Here is a 17101-nt window from a genome sequence, read left to right on the forward strand (position 1 = left end):
CCGAGTGCGTACGCCCGCGCCGCCTCGACCGCCTCGCGCGGACGGCCGTCACCCGGCGCCATCGCCTCGAACAGCGGCAGCGCCCGCTCCGCGCAGTCGGCCGCCCACCGCGTGAGCAGGCGGCGCTCGTCGTCGCCCAGTTCCACTTCCCGGGGTTCGCTCCCTATCACCCACCACCCCCAGCTCGGATTGAGACCGGCCAGGGCGGCCGTCGTGGAGCCCTGAAAACCATGAGTCATGGGATTCAAGCGTATCCCTGAAAGTCCGGTTGAGACCTTCCGCTCGGTAGAGGTCCCCTTTCGCGGACGAGTCTCAAAGCGGGGTACCGATCAGCCGGTGCCCGTCCCCTGTTCCCGGACCCACAGCGCCAGCCGGGTCCGGTCCCGCAGCCCGAGCTTGCGCAGGATGTTCGTGACGTGGTTGCGCGTGGTGCCGTCCGTGATGAACAGCCCCCGCGCGATCTCCCGGTTGGTGGCCCCCGCGCCGACCATCCGCGCCACCTCCCACTCCCGTTCCGACAGTGGGGACTCCGGCCGAGGCTCCGCCGGTTCCCCCGCATCCGGCGCCCCGGCCGCGGCGGGTTCCGGGCCCCCGCCGCCCAGGGACGCCACCAGCCGCTCCGCGGCCGCCGACCCCAGCACCGTCTCCCCGCGCACCACCCGCTGCAACGCCGACACCAGCTCCTCCGGCGGCACGTCCTTGAGCAGGTGGCCGCGAGCCCCCGCCCGCAGGCACCCGAAGATGATGTCGTCGTCGTCGAACGTCGTGAGCACGATCGCGGGTACGTCCGGGTACTCCGCCCGCATCCGCTCGATCAGCGCCGACCCGTCCATCCGCGGCATGCGCGCGTCCACCAGCGCCACGTCCGGTAACCCGTCGGCCTCCGCCAGGAACTCCAACGCCTCCAGCCCGTCCCCGACGTCCCCCGCGACCTCGATCCCGTCCTCGAACTCCAGCAACTTGCGCAGCCCGTGCCGCAGCAGCACCTGGTCGTCCACGATGAGCACCCGCATCAGGCACCGCCCTTCCCGGCCGTACCGCTGGCCCCAACCGGAACCTCCACCCGTAACCGGAACCCCTGCTCCACGTTCCCCGCCGCGAACTCCCCGCCCACGTGCTCCACCCGCTCCGCCAGTCCCCGCAGCCCGAACCCGCCGCGCACCGCCTCCACCGGCGCCCCGCCCCCGTCGTCGGTCACCGACACCGCCACCGCCTTCGCCCCCACCTCGACCTCCACCAGCACGGTCTCACCGCCGGAGTGCCGCATCGCGTTCGTCAGCCCCTCCTGCACCGCCCGGTAGCACACCAACTCCGCCTCCTCCGGCAGTGTCGGCCACTGCCCGCCCCGCTGCTCGAACCCGATCCGCACACCCCCGCCCTGGAACGACTCCGCCAGCGACCGCATCGCGTTCGCCCCGGCCCGCCCCTCCAGGGCAAGCGGCCGCAGCGCCCGCACCCAGCGGCGGGTGTCGGTCAGCGCGTCCCCGGCCAGCGCCCGCGCCTGCCCGACCTCCTCCCACGCCTCCGCAGGCCTTCCGGCCTCCCGGAACCGCAGCGCGTTCGCCAGGCACAGCGACAGCGCGGTCAGATGGTGCCCGGTGCTGTCGTGCATCTCCCGGGACATGCGGGCGCGCTCCTCGGAGACGGTCAGCTCCCTGATCCGGCCCGTGCTGCGCCGCAGCTCCTCGTGCGCCGCCGCCAGCTCCCCGTGGGTGTGCTCCAGCTCCTCCAGCAACTCCCGGGTGCGCTCGGCCCGCTGCGCCGACACCAGCAGCCCCACCGATACCAGTCCCGACGCCACCACGATGAACAGCAGGCTCACCGCCATGATCACCCCGGCCAGGAAGGGGGTCCCCGGTACGAGCAGGGTCAGCAGCAGACTGAATCCGACGACGAGCGCGCCGTAGACGGCTCCCCCGGGGACCCCGAACACGATCACCGCGTTCACGGTTCCCACGCACAGCAAAAGGAACAATGTGTGATTGCTGGTGACGAAGGACAGCAGAGTGGCGACCAGGAAAATGCCACTGGCCATTCTGCGCGGCCACGGAGAATACGGCGACCAGGCCAGGAACGGCCACAGCGCCGCGCACGCGACCAGGGCCCCGATCCCCGTGGCGGCCAGGAAGAGGGTCGCGGGATCATCGATCCCCTCGCCGGTCACGGGGATCATCCCGGTCAGGAACACGGCGTAGACGGCCAGCGTGGTCAGCAGGGAGCCCCAGAACAGCAGGCCCACCACGCGCGGCGGCCGGCCGTCGGCCAGGCTGACCCAGCGGGACAGGTCGGGAAGGGGGGAAGGCGCTCTCATCGCCCGGATACTATCCCCCCACCTCCGGGAAAGGGGATTCCTGCCTGTCATGAATTCCCTGGAGCGCGACCATGACGCCGGTCATGTGAGGGTCTCCGGAAATCCCGTGATACCGGCATGACCGTAGGTCGATGTGAACTCCGCAGGCGTTTTCCTAATGTTCTTTCCAGAGGACGGCGAGAAACAGGGAGAAACCCATGGAGAACACGATCGACCGCCCGGCCCCCGTCGAGGAGCCGCGCCCGCCGGTCATCGGCCTGGTCGTCGCGGGCCTCGCGATCGCGGGAATGGCCGCGGTCTCCTGGATCGCCTGGCCCCACCTCGCGGAAACGGTGCACGGCGGGCGCTACGACCTCGACGGCAGTCCGAACATGGTGCCCCGGTGGCTGTTGGCGGCGGCGGTGCCGACCATCGCGGGGCTCATCTCGGCGCTGCTGGCCACGGCCCCGTTCCTGGAGGTCCGGATCAACCGGGCCTTCGACCTCCCGGTCCGCCGCCCACTGCGCGATGTGACCCGGGCGATGAACGCTACCATCGCCCTCATCGCCCTGTTCATGGTGGTGGTCCACATCCTCGCGGTGGCGAACGCCGTGGGCCTGGCGGTCCCGACGACCCAGGTGGTCGGGGTGTCCGTCGGAGTGTTCCTCATCGGGATCGCCCTGGTGGTCCCGGTGGTGCGCTCCGACTCCGGCCCGTTCGGGCTCTCCGCCGACCTGGTCCGCCTGTGGCACCGCGCCCGGTGGCCGGTCGCGGTCGCGGTGATCGCCGTGGGCGTCGTGCAGATCGCGGTCGCGCTGCTGGTCTCCGACGTCGTCGTGGTCTCGTCGGTCGCGCTGCTGCTCATCCCGGCGATGGCCTGCGGCCTGGCCGCCCCCCTCCTGTGGGACCGCCTCCGGGGCTGACCGGGGCCGACGAACCGCCCGAACCGGGTGGACGAACACATGAACGGCGGAGGTCCTCTGTGGCCCCCCGCCGTTCACTTCACATTCGTGGCATATCGGCCATGCCATTGCCTGATGGCCACTTCGCCGTCCGGATCAGATCCTCTCGGCGTTCACGACGATGCCGTCCTCGTCGCTGTACAGCCACTCCCCGGGGACGAACGTGACGTCCCCGAAGGTCACCGGTGCGTCCAGCCGCCCGGCGGCGTCCTTGGCGGACTTGCGCGGGTTGGAGCCCAGCGCCTTGACGCCCAGCTCCAGCTTCCCGAGCGCGACCGTGTCCCGCACCGCCCCGTGGACGACCACCCCGGCCCAGCCGTTGGCCACCGCGGCCTCGGCGATCATGTCGCCCATCAGGGCCGAACGCAGCGAGCCGCCGCCGTCCACCACCAGTACGGCGCCCTCGCCGGGGGTGTTGAGCACCTGCTTGACCAGGCCGTTGTCCTCGTGGCACTTGACGGTGCGGATCGGGCCCGAGAACACGGACCTACCGCCGTACTGCCGGAACTGCGCGGAGCAGCTGCGCAGGGTGTCGCCGTGGTCGTCGATGAGGTCCGCCGTGGTGAAGGCCGCGGTGTGGTGCTCGGTCATGTCGGCTCCGGTCTGAGGTGAAGCGGGTGGACGCCACTCAAGCTACCCAGGAGTAGTCCCCCGCCTCCGCCCGGCACCCCGGATGCGCGTCCGCGGTGCCCCCGGCGGCGCCGCGGGCCCCTTTCGGCGGGCTCCCCCTTCGTCCGCCCACCCCTTCGTGGCGGTCCGTTCCTCTCCCGTTCACTCTTTCGTGGAGGACGCCCGTCTCTTTCGTCGATCCCGGCCCTCTGCGGGCCTTTCGGTCCCCGATCCGGTGCCAGGATGGGGATCGCGGACGTCACCGAAACGTTTGAATCACGTCACCTTTCGGTCGATCGACCCCGCGTCGCGAACCCTTCCCCCACGCTCGCGCGACCCTCCCCGACGACACCCCTGGAGAGAGATGGTCTCCGAGATATTCGACATCAGCGCCGCCTGGTCCCGGGCCGTGATCGAGTTCGCCGCCGGACTCGACCCCCGGGTGCAGGAGGCCGCCCACATCGGCACCGACCTGTTCCTCGTCGCCTTCGCCGTCCTGTTCCTGGCCGCCTGGTGGCGCGCCCGCTCCGTCGACTCGCGGCTGGTGGGCCTGGCGCTGTTCGCGCCGGTCGCCACCGTCATCGCCTACGGCGTCAGCCGCACCGTCAAGTCGTTCGTCGAGCAGCTGCGGCCCTGCCAGGCCATGACCGACCTGACCACCATCGCCACCTGCGATCCCGTCGGCGACTGGTCCTTCCCGAGCAACCACGCCGCGATCGCTGGCGCGGCCGCTGCGGCGGTCGTCATCGCCTGGAGGCGCGTGGCCCCGATCGCCGCGGCCTTCGCGGTCCTGGAGGCGTTCTCCCGCGTCCTCGTCGGCGCCCACTACCCGCACGACGTCACCGTCGGCCTGCTGCTCGGCGCGGCCGTCGCCACCGCGGTCTCCCTGGCGGTGGCCCGCCCGCTGGCCGCCCTGGTCGACAAGATGGCGGAGAACGACCTCCTGCGGCCCCTGGTCCGCTCCGCCTCCGCCCCCGCCTCCGCCTCCGCCTCCGCCGGCGCCCCGCCCCTGCCCGCCGGACCGCGCGCACCCCGCGCCCGCAGCGGCCCGGACGACGAGAACAGCTCCACCGGCCCCCGCCCCTACGCCGACGTCTGACCCGGGTCCACCCCGACCCCCGCGCGACCAACGCCCCGGCCAGGACGGCCGGGGCGTTCGCCATGGCGCGTGTTCGCGTTCGCGGGTCCGTTGCGGGGGCGGGACCGAGAAGGGTTGCTTCGACCCCCTCAACCGGCACCCGGACGTCCGGGTGCACGCCGTTCGCACTCGCAAGGCCGAGCACCCCGGCGCGAGACCGTGTTCACGGTCGCCACCAGCGTGCTCGGGGACGAGTGCATCCGGGTGTGGGCCGTCTTCGGCGCCGGCGGCGTGGGATGTGCGCGATCTCGTCTCCCGTGCCCGCCGGGACGGAGTGGAGCCCGTCCCCTCCACTTCCGCCTTCGAGACCCGGCTCATCCTCCACCTCGACGACCACCGTGCCCCGCTCCTCTCCGGGGCCAAGGCCGAAAAGAGGTTCAAGGCACTCCTGCCCCGCTGGAGCAAGGGCGCGACCGACTTCACAGACTTCGCCGACGGCCTCGACCACGCCCGCACCCGGGCCGAGAAGCCTCCGGAAGGCTGTGATCCCTCCACCTCCGTGCACCGCCTGCTCCGGGCCGCCCGATCCCGTCGATCCGGCCGTCGGACGGGCGCCGCCCACCGTGCCGTGCGGGGCGGGTCACGGTCCCGCGGCGGGACACAGCTGACACACTGGTGAGGTGGGTACTCAACAGACTTCAGCAGAGCTCTTCGAGCGGGCCGCCGCCGTCGTCCCCGGCGGGGTCAACTCCCCGGTGCGCGCCTTCGGCGCGGTCGGCGGGACCCCGCCGTTCTTCGTCAAGGGCGAGGGCCCCTACCTCATCGACGCGGAGGGCCGGCGCTACGTCGACCTCGTCTGCTCGTGGGGGCCGCTCATCCTCGGCCACGCGCACCCCGACGTCGTGGCCGCGCTGCACGGCGCGGTGGACGCGGGCACCTCCTACGGCGCCCCCACCCCCGGTGAGGTCGAGCTCGCCGAGCTGATCGTCGAGCGCACCCCCGTGGAGAAGGTCCGCCTGGTCAACTCCGGCACCGAGGCGACGATGTCCGCGATCCGCCTGGCCCGCGGGTTCACCGGGCGCAGCAAGATCATCAAGTTCGCGGGCAACTACCACGGCCACGTCGACGCCCTGCTGGCCGCCGCCGGGTCGGGCCTGGCCACGTTCGCGCTGCCCGACTCCCCGGGCGTCACCGGCGCCAGCGCCGCCGACACCCTGGTGCTGCCCTACAACGACGTCGAGGCCGTCGAGCGGGCCTTCGCCGAGCACGGCGAGGACATCGCCTGCGTCATCGCCGAGGCCTGCCCCGCCAACATGGGCGTCGTCCCGCCGCGGGCCGGGTTCAACGAGCAGCTCAAGGGCATCGCCCACTCCTACGGCGCGCTGCTCATCCTCGACGAGGTCCTCACCGGCTTCCGGGTCGGCCCCTCCGGCTGGTACGGCCTGGAGGGGGTCGCCCCCGACCTCATGACCTTCGGCAAGGTCATGGGCGGCGGCCTGCCCGCCGCCGCGTTCGGCGGCCGCGCCGAGATCATGGACCGCCTCGCCCCCAACGGCCCCGTCTACCAGGCGGGTACCCTGTCCGGGAACCCGCTGGCCACCGCCGCCGGGCTCGCCACCCTGCGCGGGGCCACTCCGGAGGTCTACGCGCACATCGACCGGGTGTCCGCCCAGGTCGAGTCCGAGGTCTCCAAGGCCCTGAGCGCCGCCGGGGTGGAGCACCGGGTCCAGGGCGGCGGCAACCTGTTCACGGTGTTCTTCACCGACGCCGACATCGTGGACTTCGACACCGCGCGCACCACCGACACCGAGGCCTTCGCGGCCTTCTTCCACGCCATGCTCGACCAGGGCGTCTACCTGCCGCCCGCGGCCTTCGAAGCGTGGTTCTTCTCGTCCGCCCACGACGAGGCGGCGATCGGTAGGGTCCTGGAGGCCCTGCCCGCCGCCGCGCAGGCCGCGGCGCAGGCCCAGGGCTGACCCGCCGGGTCCGCACCGACACGTCCGGCGCCGCCCCGCACACCGGCCCGCCGGGCCCCACCACAATCCCCGAAGGAAAGACACGCGACCATGACGACGACCACCGTCGTGCACCTGCTCAGGCACGGCGAGGTGTACAACCCGGACAAGGTGCTGTACGGCAGGCTCCCGGACTTCCACCTCAGCGAGCGCGGGCAGCAGATGGCCGAGATGGCCGCCGAGTGGTTCGAGGGCCACGACATCGCCGCTCTGTACTCCTCGCCGCTGGACCGGACCCAGGAGACCGCGGTCCCGCTCCAGAAGATGTTCGACCTGCCGGTCACCCTGGACGACCGCCTCATCGAGGCCTCCAACAAACTCCAGGGCCTGTCGCTGTCCCGCAGCTCGGTGCGCGACCCGCGGGTGGTCAGCCGGATGTACAACCCGTTCCTGCCCTCCTGGGGGGAGCCGTACAAGCAGATCCTCGCGCGCATGGTCTCGGCCATCAAGGTCGCCCGCCGGGCCGCCTGGGGCCGGGAGGCGGTGTGCGTCAGCCACCAGCTGCCCATCTGGACGGCGCGTCGCGCCGCCGAGGGAAAGCGCTTGTGGCACCGCCCCGACCTGCGCGAATGCAATCTCGCCAGTGTCACCTCACTGACCTTCGTCGATGAGCGCCTGGCCAGTGTCAGCTACGGGGAGCCCGCGGCGTCCCTGTACGTCGACGGGCCCTCCGTCCCCGGGGCCTGACCCGGAGCGCGCACCCGGAGCGGTAAGCTGGGCCTTCGGGTGCGGTGGGTGTACGCCCATCGACGGCCGTTCCAGGACGGGCCCCGACCCCGCGGTCCGCGCACGGCGCACGACCCCGGGGCCTGCGCACCCGAACCCCTTGCCGGAACCGCCACGGCGGTGCGGCATGCTCTGTATCCATCGTCAGCGAGAGGGTGATCCCTGATGGGTTCCGTCATCAAGAAGCGTCGCAAGCGCATGGCGAAGAAGAAGCACCGCAAGCTGCTCAAGCGCACGCGTATCGCGCGTCGCAACAAGAAGTAGTACCGTCGCGGCGATCGTCGTCTCTCCGCGGGCGTGGGCGTGCTCCGGCATGTCCCGGACGCGGAGATATTCCCTATTTCGGCGATGCCTCGACCAACGTGACGGAATTTTCCGGTCGGGACATCGTTGTGTCTCACGGGTCGCGGCCACCGCTTCACCCCCGGGGGTGAACGGTCCGCGCACCGTCACTCATCGTCTCCTTCCAAGGAACGTGTCGCCATGGCTCGTGTCGTACTCGTCACCGGGGTGTCCAGCCCCCTGGCCGCCAGGGTCGCGCAGGCCCTGGGCGCGGAGCCCGGTGTACGCCGGGTGATCGGCGTCGATTCGGCGCCGCCCGCCGCCACGACGGGCTTCGACTACACACATGTCGACCTGCACGACGAAAGCCTGGGACAGATCGTCGCCGACTCCGGTGCCGATCTCGTCCTGCATCTGGGGCTGGACACCGCGCACAGCGCCAACCGCGAGGACAACGTCCTGGGGACGATGCGCGTGCTGACCGCGGCGCAGCGCTCCACGACCGTCCGCCGCCTGGTGGTCCGCTCCAGCGCCACCCTGGACGCCGACGACGCGGCGGAGGTCGAGCGGCACACCCGCGGCCTACAGCGCCGCCGCCCCGACCTGGAGGTGGCGGTCCTGCGGTTCGCCAACCTCATCGGGCCGGGTGTGGACACCCCGCTCACCCGATACCTCGACTCACGGGTCGTGCCCACGGTGCTGGGCAGCGACCCGCAGGTGCGCTTCCTGCACGAGGACGACGGTGTCGAGGCCCTGGTGCGCATGGCGGTCAGCGACGGCACCGGGTTCTTCGACGTGGCGGGCAAGGACAGCGTCCCGCTCTCGCAGTGCCTGCGCCGTATCGGCGGCCACCGGTTCCCGGTCCCGGCCTCCGGGCTGCGCGTGCTGCGCGGTGTGGCCCGCCGCGGTCGCATCGACTACGCGACCGCCAGCACCGCCCGCGCCGTGAGCGCGGGCCTGGCCGCCTCCCTGAACACCGGTGAACTGGAGCGGGTCCTGGAGTGGATCCCGGCGCACAGCTCGGTGGAGGCGTTCGAGTCCTACGCCGACGCCCGCGGCCCCCGCCGCCGCGACGGCCGCGGCCGCCCGCAGAGCTCCCGCCTGCGCCCGGTCCACGTGCTCGCCCTGGCCAAGGCCACTCTGGGACGCTGAGCCGGGTTCCGTACCCGATGGTGCCCCGCCGGGTGGTGTGACTCTTCCGGCCCCGTTCCCACGGATACGCGCGTCGGCGGCGCCGACCGGATCGGTGCGCCCCCGCCTTCGGCGACGCTCCGGGTCACCGTGCCGACAGGGCGCGATGACCGTCCGGCACCGGCCGACCATCGCGGCGACCCGCAAGGACGCACCCGCGCGAAAGCCACACCGCTCCAGGGGACATGACCCCGTACCCCGCGTCCCGTCGTCCCGCCCCCTCGCATCGCGCCGGGGCCTGCCCGCCTCCGGTCGGCGGCCGCCCCGGTCGGCGCCCCGTCACCGTGGCCGGGTTTCGGTCGCACGCGGGTGTTTCGGTCCGGCGGCGGTTTCCGAGGTTTCCCCGATTCGTCTCCGAGAGGCCCCTGAGCCTTCTCCGGATCTTCCACGGGCCCTCCGCCGGGCCCCGCCGCCCTACGCGTCCCAGAGGCCGCTCAGGCCCCCGGGACGGCTCTGCGCTGGCGGGCGGCGCGGATGGCGACGGCGCCCACCGCGGCGCCCACCGCCGCCGCGGGGACGGCCACCTTCAGCGCCCGGCGGTGCGTGCGGAAGTCGTGCACCGGCCACCCGTGGGTGCGCGCGTACCGGCGCAGGTCCCCGTCCGGGTTGACCGCGTTCGGGTCGCCCACCAGCGACAGCAGCGGCAGGTCGTTGGAGGAGTCGCTGTAGGCCGAGCAGTTCGCCAGGTCCCAGCCGTGCTTGACGGCCAGCTCCCGCACCGCCACCGCCTTGGCCGGGCCGTGCAGCAGGTCCCCGTTGAGCCGCCCGGTGTACACCCCGTCCACGCTCTCCGCCTCCGTGCCCAGCGCCCCGGTCAGCCCGAGCCGGCGGCGGATGATCTGGGCCAGCTCCACCGGGGTCGCCGTGACCAGCCACACCGGCTGCCCGGCGCTCAGGTGCCGCTGCACCAGGGCGCGGGTGCCCTCCCAGATGCGGTCGGCCATGGTCTCGTCGTAGATCTCCTCGCACAGGCCCACGAGGTCGTCGACGTCGTGTCCGGCGACGAACGCCAGCGCCGCCTCCCGGGCGGCGTTGATGTGGTCCGGCTGCTCGCTGCCGGTCACCCGGAACACGGTCTGGCCCCACGCGAAGCGCAGGAGGTCGCGGGTGGTGAACAGATCCCGCGCGGCCAGGCCGCGGGCGAAGTGGTAGATCGACGCTCCCCGCATCAGGGTGTTGTCCACATCGAAGAAGGCGGCCCCCGCCGGAGTCGGGGACACGACGTCGTGTGACACGGTTCTCTCCTGGCTCGGGTGGGGAGTCGGCGGCACCGTCCTCGACGGCCTGCTCCCCGTATGAATGCGAGCCTACGACCCCCGGTGGGCAGGACGGAGCCTCTGGGACACGGCGGTAATTCGCGTGATGAAGGTCACAGTAGGGAAAGCGGTTTTGCCCGTCATTCTGCGGGATCTTCCCTGAAAAGGTCCTCCCGTACCGGTAAGGAGTGCACACCCACCCGTTCACGTGCATCATCATTGTCGGGATGGTGATCGTAGGACTCGCATTCATGAGCGCGTTGGTGGGCTGGAGTGCCACCGCCGCGCTCGCCGCCTACGCCCAGCGGCGCCCCGGAGTGACCGTCATCGCGTGGCTCGTCGCGTCCCTGGGGATGACCGTGGGCCTGAGCGCGGCCGTGGTCGGCGTGCTGTTCGACTTCAACAACGCGACCTTCCGCCTGCTCCACATCGGTATCAGCCTGCTGGGCCCCCTCTACATGGCCTGGGGCGCCCTGGAGTACGGCGTCCGCTCCGCACAGGGGCGCTTCGCCTCGCGCCTGGTCCTGACCGCCTTCACCATCGTCCCCCTCGTGATCCTGAGCATGGACCGCATCAGCGGCCGGTTCGGTGACACCTTCCCGGCGCTGGGCGATCACTACGACCTCATCCCGCGTTCACTCGTCAACGTCGCACAGGTCGTCGTCGCGGTCCTCCTCATCACGGCCCTCATCGCCGTCGCCCGCCGCCCCGCAGGCCGCAACCTCCACCTGGGGATCCTCGGCCTGGTCTCACTGGCGGCGCTCCTGTCGGTCCTGGTGGGCCGGCTGGGCCTGGGCTTCGCGGGGCCGCTGCTCATGCTCGGCGCGGTCGCCGCGCTCTGGGGCGCCGCCGCGCTGGCGGCGCGCCCGCGGCGCGACCCCTACGACGAGGACGACGACTACTACGACGACGATTACTACGACGACGCCGACGGGGATCCCGAAGACGAACTCCTGGAGGAGCCCGTGCGCCGTAAGCGTCGCCACGCCGACCCGTACGACGACTACTACGACGGCCCGCCGGTGCGCCAGGCGCCGCCCGCCAAGCTGCGCGGCGTCATCACCATCTACACCCTCGCCGACGGGCAGGGCGCCGGCTTCGACCGGATCGTCGACGCCGTCGTCGGCGAGGTCTCCGCGCGTGAGCCCGACACCCTGCTGTTCGCCTGCCACACGGTGCCCAGCGCGCCGTTGCAGCGCATCGTCTACGCGATCTACCGCGACGACCTGGCCAAGGAGGAGCACGAGCAGCAGCCGCACGTGATCGAGTTCGGCCGCCGTGCGGGCGCCCACGTGGTCGCCACGAACGTGATCGAGCTCGCCCTCTCCGGCGCGGCCGCCAGCGACGGCCTGGCCGCCCTGCTGATGCCGCGCTGACCTCGGATATTTCAGAGGAACCCGCCCCGGACGAGAACCATTGCACTCTCCGGGGCGTCCAACGGTCGGTGAAGTAACCTTCCCTACAGGTTCCCCATGAACGGTGTCCCCCGGGCGCCGATGGCGTGTGACGATGACCGGCCGGTGCCACGGGCCGAGAGCCGCGCCGGAGCGAAAGAAAGTGTGCTGGGATTCCAGATGCGTAAGTTTCTTGTCGTCCTCCTCATCCTCCTGGTGGGCCTCGTCGTGGGCGCCGACATCGGAGGGCGCTCGCTGGCGCAGAACATGATCGCGGGCCAGGTGCGGGAGCAGTTCCAGATGGAGCAGGAGCCCACGGTCCGGATCGAGGGCTGGGCCTTCCTGCCGCAGGCCTTCGGCGGCACCTACGAGGAGATCGTCATCTCCGCCCCCTCCGCCACGTTCGGCGAGTACCCGGTGGAGCAGATCGAGGTCCACGCCATGGACGTCGACGCCCCGCTGTCGGAGCTCCTGTCGGACCCTCAGGTGACGGCCGGCCGGATCGACGGCTCGGCGGTCCTGCCCTACTCGATCCTCAACCCCTTCCTGCCCGAGGGCATCACGGTCTCCACCGAGGGCGGCAGGCCCTACGCCAGCGGCGAGCTGGCCGTGGTCGACCTGGGCATCAGTGTTCCGGTGTCCGCCGCCCTGGACATCTCCGTCCAGGACGGGGTCGTCTCGGCCACCCCCACCGACATCCAGGTGGAGGGCGCCCCCACCGACATCAGCGGGCTGGTCTCCGGCATGATGACCGTGTCCTTCCCGGTGCCGCAGATGCCCTTCGGGATGACCGTCACCGACGCCGAGGCCGTCTCCGGCGGCCTGCGGGTCGACGGCACCGCCGAGAACGTTCCGCTGATGGGCGCCGAGGCCGCCTGATGGACCCCGTCGGCCCGACCGTCCTCGCCGCCACCCTGGCCACGGCCACCGTGCTGGGGCTGCTGTGGCGGCGGGGACAGGGGCGCTTCCGTGAGCAGGGGCGGCCCGCCGCCCCCGCCGCGGCGGCGGCCACCGCGGCGGCCGCGGACACCGGTACGGCAGGGAAGGGAGCGGCCATGGCGGCCGACACCGACGGTTCCACCGTCCTGGGCGCCCGGGACATCGGCGCCGGACTGGGGGAGCGGGCCACGCTCGTGCAGTTCTCCAGCGCCTTCTGCCAGCCCTGCCGGGCCACCCGCCGCGTTCTGGAGGAGGTCTCCGGGATGGTCGAGGGCGTCGCGCACGTCGAGATCGACGCCGAGGCCCACCTGGACCTGGTGCGCCGGCTGAACATCATGCGCACCCCGACCGTCCTGGTCCTGGACGGGCGGGGCGCCGTGGTGCGCCGCGCGAGCGGCCAGCCCCGCAAGGCCGATGTGATCGCCGCCATCGGCGCGGCGGTCGCCTGACCCCGGAGATGGAACCCTCCGACCCTATTCCCGACTGGATGACCAGGGAATACGCCGGTTCCGGTGCGTGCGGCGGTTTCCCGGGCGGGGGCCGCACCCGTTCCCACCGGCCCGAATGCACCCCTGTGTGATCCAGGCCACCCGTGACAAACACGTTAAGGGGCCTGTAGCGTCAAGGACGTGACTTCCTTGACGAGCGCGTATCTCACGAAGCGACGGGCGGTGGACTTCTGCCGCGTCGCCGCCGCGCTCTGTCCGTGTCCCTAGGGCGCTCGGGCCGTACCGCGGCCCCCCGCCCCCTCGCGCGACCGACCCTCCTTCTCGTGCACGCAGGGACCATCAGTCATGCAGGTCGATCCTCGCGGACAGCGCTTCGCCGCCGCCCTGACCGTCCTCGTCCTGGCCGCCGCCCTCGCCCTCGCCCAACCCTGGATCCTCGGATTCCAGGCCGCGGTGTTCGCGACCGGCGTCCTGGCGGGGGTCCGCAACTCGCCCTACGCCCTGTTGTTCTCCGCCGTCGTACGGCCCCGGCTCGGACCGCCCTCTGAGACGGAGGACGCCCGGCCGCCCCGGTTCGCGCAAGGGGTGGGACTCGCCTTCGCCGCCCTCGGACTCATCGGATACCTGGTGGGCCCCGAATGGCTCGGCGTGGCCGCGACCGCCCTCGCCCTCACCGCCGCCTTCCTCAACGCAGCCTTCGGCTTCTGCGCCGGATGCGAGATGTACCTCCTCGGCCGCCGCCTCGCGGTGGCGGGGAAGTCGGCCTGAAATCCCCCGCCCCCGGACTCCGCGATCCGGCGGGCACAGCACACGCGACACCGCACGCAGCAGAAAAACAATCAGGAGGTTCCCCATGAGCCGCTCCGACGTCCTTGTGGACGCCGACTGGGTGGAGGCTCACCTGGACGACGACAACGTCGTTCTCGTGGAGGTCGACGAGGACACGTCCGCCTACGACAAGGGACACATCCCCGGCGCCGTCAAGATCGACTGGAAGACGGACCTCCAGGACCCGGTCCGCCGCGACTTCGTGGACAAGACCGGGTTCGAGAAGCTGTTGTCCGCCAAGGGCATCGGCAACGACGACCTCGTCGTCCTCTACGGCGGCAACAACAACTGGTTCGCGGCCTACGCGTACTGGTACTTCAAGCTCTACGGCCACGAGGGCGTCCGCCTGCTCGACGGCGGCCGCAAGAAGTGGGAGCTGGACTCCCGCGAGCTCGTCGAGGAGGTCCCCGAGCGGGCCGCCACCGAGTACCGGGCCCAGGACCAGGACCTGGCCATCCGCGCGTTCCGCGACGAGGTCGTCGAGGCCATCGGTACCAAGGACCTCGTGGACGTGCGCTCGCCCGACGAGTTCGTCGGCAAGCTGCTCGCCCCCGCGCACCTGCCGCAGGAGGCCTCGCAGCGCCCGGGCCACATCCCGACCGCGCGCAACATCCCGTGGGCCAAGACGGCCAACGAGGACGGCACCTTCAAGACCGCCGAGGAGCTCCGCGAGCTCTACACCCAGGCCGGTGTCGACCTGGAGAAGGACATCATCGCCTACTGCCGGATCGGCGAGCGCTCCTCGCACACGTGGTTCGCGCTGCACGAGATCGTCGGCCTGGAGAACGTCAAGAACTACGACGGCTCGTGGACCGAGTACGGCTCCCTGGTGGGCGTGCCGATCGAGCTGGGAGAGGCGGAGGCCAAGTGAGCGACAGCTGCGGAGCACCGGTCGGCGGGGTCGCCCTCGCCGACGTCGATGCCGGAAACCAGGCGGTCATCCAGGGCACGGTGACCCGGGACGGACAGCCGCTGCGCGGGGCGTACGCGCGCCTGCTCAACGCCTCCGACGACTTCGTCGGCGAGGTCGCCACCGGTGACGAGGGGACCTTCCGGTTCTTCGCCGCCGACGGCGACTGGAAGGTGCGGGTCCTGGCCTCCAAGGGCTTCACCGGCGAGTACCCGGTGACGGCCGAGGTCGGCAAGGTCATCGACCTCCAGGTCCAGGCCTGACCGTCAGGTAGGCGCACGGCGACACGGGGCGCCGGAGGGAACGGTTCGTTCCCTCCGGCGCCCCGTCGTGTTCTCCTTGTGGCATACGGCACGTTCCGTCGGTGGACGACCGCGAAACCGCCATGCCGGGCGTTTCGTCCCATCCCCCGTAGCAGGGCAGGGGACGCGGCGACGGGGCCGCGCGGAAAAGGGGAGCCGACAGGTGCGTTACACAGGGGTATGGGGACTCGCGGGAGCGATGGTCCTCCTGGTCACGGGGTGTACGGGGTTCCTCCCGGAACAGGCGCCGCAGGACCCGGGCGGCACGGCCGCGATCGACTGGGAACCCTGCCACTCCGAGGACGGGGAGGGAGCGCTCCCCGAGGACGGCGACCCCGAATGGACCGCCGCCCTGGAGTGCGGCACCCTGTCGGTGCCGCTCGACCACGACGACCCCGACGGGGAGACCATCGACATCGCACTGGCCCGGGTGCCCGCCTCCGGCGGCTCCGGAGAGCGGATCGGCTCGCTGGTGCTCAACCCGGGCGGGCCCGGCGAGTCCGGGGTGGAGATGCTGGCCTACCCGCAGTTCTCCGACGGGATCCGCGACGCCTTCGACCTGGTGGCCTTCGACCCGCGCGGGGTCGGCGACAGCGGCGGGTTCGCCTGCGGGAACTGGGACGGGTTCGCCGAGGCCCAGATGCGGGTGCAGGACCCCACCGCCGTCACCGACGCCGAACTGGAACGCCTGGCGGCGTCCGCCCGGTCCTACGCCGAGGACTGCACCGAGACCGTGGGCGCCGAGTTCCTCGCCGAGATCGGCACCGTCAACGTGGTCCGCGACCTGGACATGATCCGCGAGGCGCTGGGCGACGACGCGCTGAGCTACGTGGGCTACTCCTACGGCACCTACATCGGCGCCCTGTACGCGGAGATGTACCCCGCCTCCACCCGCGCCCTCGTCCTGGACGGCGCCGTGGAGACCGAACGGCCCAACCTGGAGGTCGCCGAGGACCAGGCCGCCGCGTTCCAGGAGACCTGGGAGCTGTTCGTCGCCGACTGCGCCGCCGCCGGGACCTGCCCGTTCAGCGGGCCCGTGGCCGCCGACACCGAGATGACACGGATCCTGGACCGGCTCGACGCCGACCCGCCCACCACCCGCGGCATGCCCGTGGACGGCCCCGCGCTGCTGGGGATGGTGGGTCTGGCGCTGTACGACGAGACCTCCTGGCCCGAGCTGGCCCGCACCCTGACCGCACTGGCCGAGGGCTCCGACGAGTCCGGCGAGCTGCTGGACGCGCTCTACGACACCACCTACGGGATCGGGGAGGAAGAGGCCGGGGAAGAAGAAGAGGACGGTACGGCCGGGGAGGCGGGGGAGCAACAGGACGTCCTGTACGCGGACGCCGAGGCCGCGCTCACCGCCGTCAACTGCGCCGACCGGGTGGACCCGACCGACGCCGAGGCGTACCGGGAGGCGGCCGAGGCGGTCGCCGCCGACACCCCGTTCTTCGGCCCGGACCTGGTGTGGGGCCAGTTGCCCTGCGCCTACTGGACCGAGACCGAGACCGCCCCGACCGGGTTCACCGCCCCCGACGCACCGCCGCTCGTGGTGGTCGGCACCGTCGGCGACCCGGCCACCCCGTACGGCTGGGCGCAGGAACTGGCCGACCAGCTGGCGACCGCGACCCTGGTCACCTACGAGGGTTCGGGCCACACGGTGTACGGCTACGGCCTGCCCTGCGTGGACGACCCGATCGACACCTACCTGCTGACCGGCCGGGCCCCCGACCCCGGTCTCAGCTGCCCCGCTTTCTAGCCGCCGCGGGCGGCCGCCCGCCCCGGTCGGCGGGCGGCCCCGGCTCCCGCCGACGGCCGACCGGCAGGTCGGGCCGGGGCCGCCGGGATCCACCGGACGCGGCGGGGCCGT

General features: G+C 72.0%; 19 protein-coding genes. 14 read left to right on the forward strand and 5 right to left on the reverse strand.

All coding sequences use genetic code 11. The features are described 5' to 3' along the window. From QJS33_RS00005 to QJS33_RS00015, 3 genes are all read right to left on the reverse strand, one after another. On the reverse strand, positions 1–239 hold a 239-nt coding region (locus QJS33_RS00005; RefSeq protein ID WP_372339551.1), incomplete at its 3' end, for a putative immunity protein. Positions 240–329: 90 nt separating this feature from the next. Beyond that, positions 330–1013 (reverse strand): response regulator transcription factor, encoded by a 684-nt coding sequence (locus QJS33_RS00010; RefSeq protein WP_306365710.1) that lies wholly within the window; start codon positions 1011–1013, stop codon positions 330–332. Continuing rightward, a complete protein-coding gene (locus tag QJS33_RS00015) occupies positions 1013–2311 on the reverse strand; it encodes a sensor histidine kinase (RefSeq protein ID WP_306365711.1) in 1299 nt (432 codons plus the stop codon). Before QJS33_RS00015 ends, QJS33_RS00010 begins: the two co-directional genes overlap by 1 nt. A 197-nt stretch (positions 2312–2508) precedes the next feature. Between QJS33_RS00015 and QJS33_RS00020 the strand changes: the two genes are divergently transcribed. After that, positions 2509–3213, forward strand: coding sequence for a hypothetical protein (locus QJS33_RS00020; RefSeq protein WP_306365712.1), 705 nt, complete (start codon positions 2509–2511; stop codon positions 3211–3213). Between the two features lie 135 nt (positions 3214–3348). Here QJS33_RS00020 and rraA read toward each other — a convergent pair whose 3' ends face one another. Continuing rightward, on the reverse strand, positions 3349–3843 hold the full coding sequence (gene rraA, locus QJS33_RS00025; protein ID WP_306365713.1) for a ribonuclease E activity regulator RraA: 495 nt from the start codon (positions 3841–3843) through the stop codon (positions 3349–3351). A 382-nt stretch (positions 3844–4225) separates the two neighbouring features. Here rraA and QJS33_RS00030 point away from each other — a divergent pair, with 382 nt between their 5' ends. From QJS33_RS00030 to QJS33_RS00050, 5 genes are all read left to right on the forward strand, one after another. Beyond that, positions 4226–4960, forward strand: coding sequence for a phosphatase PAP2 family protein (locus QJS33_RS00030; RefSeq protein ID WP_306365714.1), 735 nt, complete (start codon positions 4226–4228; stop codon positions 4958–4960). A gap of 659 nt (positions 4961–5619) precedes the next feature. After that, positions 5620–6915 carry a glutamate-1-semialdehyde 2,1-aminomutase gene (gene hemL / locus QJS33_RS00035; RefSeq protein WP_306365715.1) on the forward strand — a complete coding sequence of 432 codons (1296 nt, stop codon included), beginning with the start codon at positions 5620–5622 and terminating at the stop codon, positions 6913–6915. Between the two features lie 90 nt (positions 6916–7005). Further along, the gene (locus QJS33_RS00040; RefSeq protein ID WP_306365716.1) at positions 7006–7641 is read left to right on the forward strand and encodes a histidine phosphatase family protein; all 636 of its coding nucleotides are present in this window, start codon (positions 7006–7008) and stop codon (positions 7639–7641) included. A 204-nt stretch (positions 7642–7845) separates the two neighbouring features. Further along, positions 7846–7944, forward strand: a complete 99-nt coding sequence (locus QJS33_RS00045) for a 30S ribosomal protein bS22 (protein ID WP_017621272.1) — start codon at positions 7846–7848, stop codon at positions 7942–7944. A gap of 219 nt (positions 7945–8163) precedes the next feature. Next, the gene (locus QJS33_RS00050; RefSeq protein WP_306365717.1) at positions 8164–9114 is read left to right on the forward strand and encodes an NAD-dependent epimerase/dehydratase family protein; all 951 of its coding nucleotides are present in this window, start codon (positions 8164–8166) and stop codon (positions 9112–9114) included. Positions 9115–9587: 473 nt separating this feature from the next. On the opposite strand, the gene QJS33_RS00055 is transcribed toward QJS33_RS00050, so the two are convergent. Further along, positions 9588–10388, reverse strand: coding sequence for an HAD family phosphatase (locus QJS33_RS00055; RefSeq protein WP_306365718.1), 801 nt, complete (start codon positions 10386–10388; stop codon positions 9588–9590). Positions 10389–10660: 272 nt separating this feature from the next. Between QJS33_RS00055 and QJS33_RS00060 the strand changes: the two genes are divergently transcribed. From QJS33_RS00060 to QJS33_RS00090, 8 genes are all read left to right on the forward strand, one after another. Continuing rightward, complete coding sequence (locus QJS33_RS00060; protein WP_306365719.1) at positions 10661–11785, forward strand: putative quinol monooxygenase; 1125 nt, start codon at positions 10661–10663, stop codon at positions 11783–11785. Positions 11786–11983: 198 nt separating this feature from the next. After that, positions 11984–12682 (forward strand): DUF2993 domain-containing protein, encoded by a 699-nt coding sequence (locus QJS33_RS00065; protein WP_306365720.1) that lies wholly within the window; start codon positions 11984–11986, stop codon positions 12680–12682. After that, the gene (locus QJS33_RS00070) at positions 12682–13191 is read left to right on the forward strand and encodes a thioredoxin family protein (protein ID WP_306365721.1); all 510 of its coding nucleotides are present in this window, start codon (positions 12682–12684) and stop codon (positions 13189–13191) included. Before QJS33_RS00065 ends, QJS33_RS00070 begins: the two co-directional genes overlap by 1 nt. Before the next feature lie 180 nt (positions 13192–13371). Beyond that, on the forward strand, positions 13372–13458 hold the full coding sequence (locus tag QJS33_RS31315; RefSeq protein ID WP_355267795.1) for a putative leader peptide: 87 nt from the start codon (positions 13372–13374) through the stop codon (positions 13456–13458). A gap of 78 nt (positions 13459–13536) precedes the next feature. Beyond that, on the forward strand, positions 13537–13959 hold the full coding sequence (locus QJS33_RS00075; RefSeq protein WP_306365722.1) for a DUF4395 domain-containing protein: 423 nt from the start codon (positions 13537–13539) through the stop codon (positions 13957–13959). An 85-nt stretch (positions 13960–14044) separates the two neighbouring features. Beyond that, positions 14045–14890, forward strand: coding sequence for a sulfurtransferase (locus tag QJS33_RS00080; protein WP_306365723.1), 846 nt, complete (start codon positions 14045–14047; stop codon positions 14888–14890). After that, positions 14887–15192, forward strand: a complete 306-nt coding sequence (locus QJS33_RS00085) for a DUF1416 domain-containing protein (protein WP_306365724.1) — start codon at positions 14887–14889, stop codon at positions 15190–15192. The genes QJS33_RS00080 and QJS33_RS00085 overlap by 4 nt, the downstream gene beginning before the upstream one ends. Positions 15193–15430: 238 nt before the next feature. Continuing rightward, a complete protein-coding gene (locus QJS33_RS00090) occupies positions 15431–16990 on the forward strand; it encodes an alpha/beta hydrolase (protein ID WP_306365725.1) in 1560 nt (519 codons plus the stop codon). Positions 16991–17101 lie beyond the last annotated feature (111 nt).

The organism is Nocardiopsis sp. CC223A, from assembly GCF_030766825.1.
Lineage (GTDB): Bacteria > Actinomycetota > Actinomycetes > Streptosporangiales > Streptosporangiaceae > Nocardiopsis.

Coding starts and splice junctions, on each gene's coding strand:
- QJS33_RS00010 (WP_306365710.1), bottom strand. CDS start 1,013: ATGCGGGTGCTCATCGTGGACGACCAGGTGCTGCTGCGGCACGGGCTG.
- QJS33_RS00015 (WP_306365711.1), bottom strand. CDS start 2,311: ATGAGAGCGCCTTCCCCCCTTCCCGACCTGTCCCGCTGGGTCAGCCTG.
- QJS33_RS00020 (WP_306365712.1), top strand. CDS start 2,509: ATGGAGAACACGATCGACCGCCCGGCCCCCGTCGAGGAGCCGCGCCCG.
- rraA (WP_306365713.1), bottom strand. CDS start 3,843: ATGACCGAGCACCACACCGCGGCCTTCACCACGGCGGACCTCATCGAC.
- QJS33_RS00030 (WP_306365714.1), top strand. CDS start 4,226: ATGGTCTCCGAGATATTCGACATCAGCGCCGCCTGGTCCCGGGCCGTG.
- QJS33_RS00040 (WP_306365716.1), top strand. CDS start 7,006: ATGACGACGACCACCGTCGTGCACCTGCTCAGGCACGGCGAGGTGTAC.
- QJS33_RS00045 (WP_017621272.1), top strand. CDS start 7,846: ATGGGTTCCGTCATCAAGAAGCGTCGCAAGCGCATGGCGAAGAAGAAG.
- QJS33_RS00050 (WP_306365717.1), top strand. CDS start 8,164: ATGGCTCGTGTCGTACTCGTCACCGGGGTGTCCAGCCCCCTGGCCGCC.
- QJS33_RS00060 (WP_306365719.1), top strand. CDS start 10,661: ATGAGCGCGTTGGTGGGCTGGAGTGCCACCGCCGCGCTCGCCGCCTAC.
- QJS33_RS00065 (WP_306365720.1), top strand. CDS start 11,984: ATGCGTAAGTTTCTTGTCGTCCTCCTCATCCTCCTGGTGGGCCTCGTC.
- QJS33_RS00070 (WP_306365721.1), top strand. CDS start 12,682: ATGGACCCCGTCGGCCCGACCGTCCTCGCCGCCACCCTGGCCACGGCC.
- QJS33_RS00075 (WP_306365722.1), top strand. CDS start 13,537: ATGCAGGTCGATCCTCGCGGACAGCGCTTCGCCGCCGCCCTGACCGTC.
- QJS33_RS00080 (WP_306365723.1), top strand. CDS start 14,045: ATGAGCCGCTCCGACGTCCTTGTGGACGCCGACTGGGTGGAGGCTCAC.
- QJS33_RS00090 (WP_306365725.1), top strand. CDS start 15,431: ATGGTCCTCCTGGTCACGGGGTGTACGGGGTTCCTCCCGGAACAGGCG.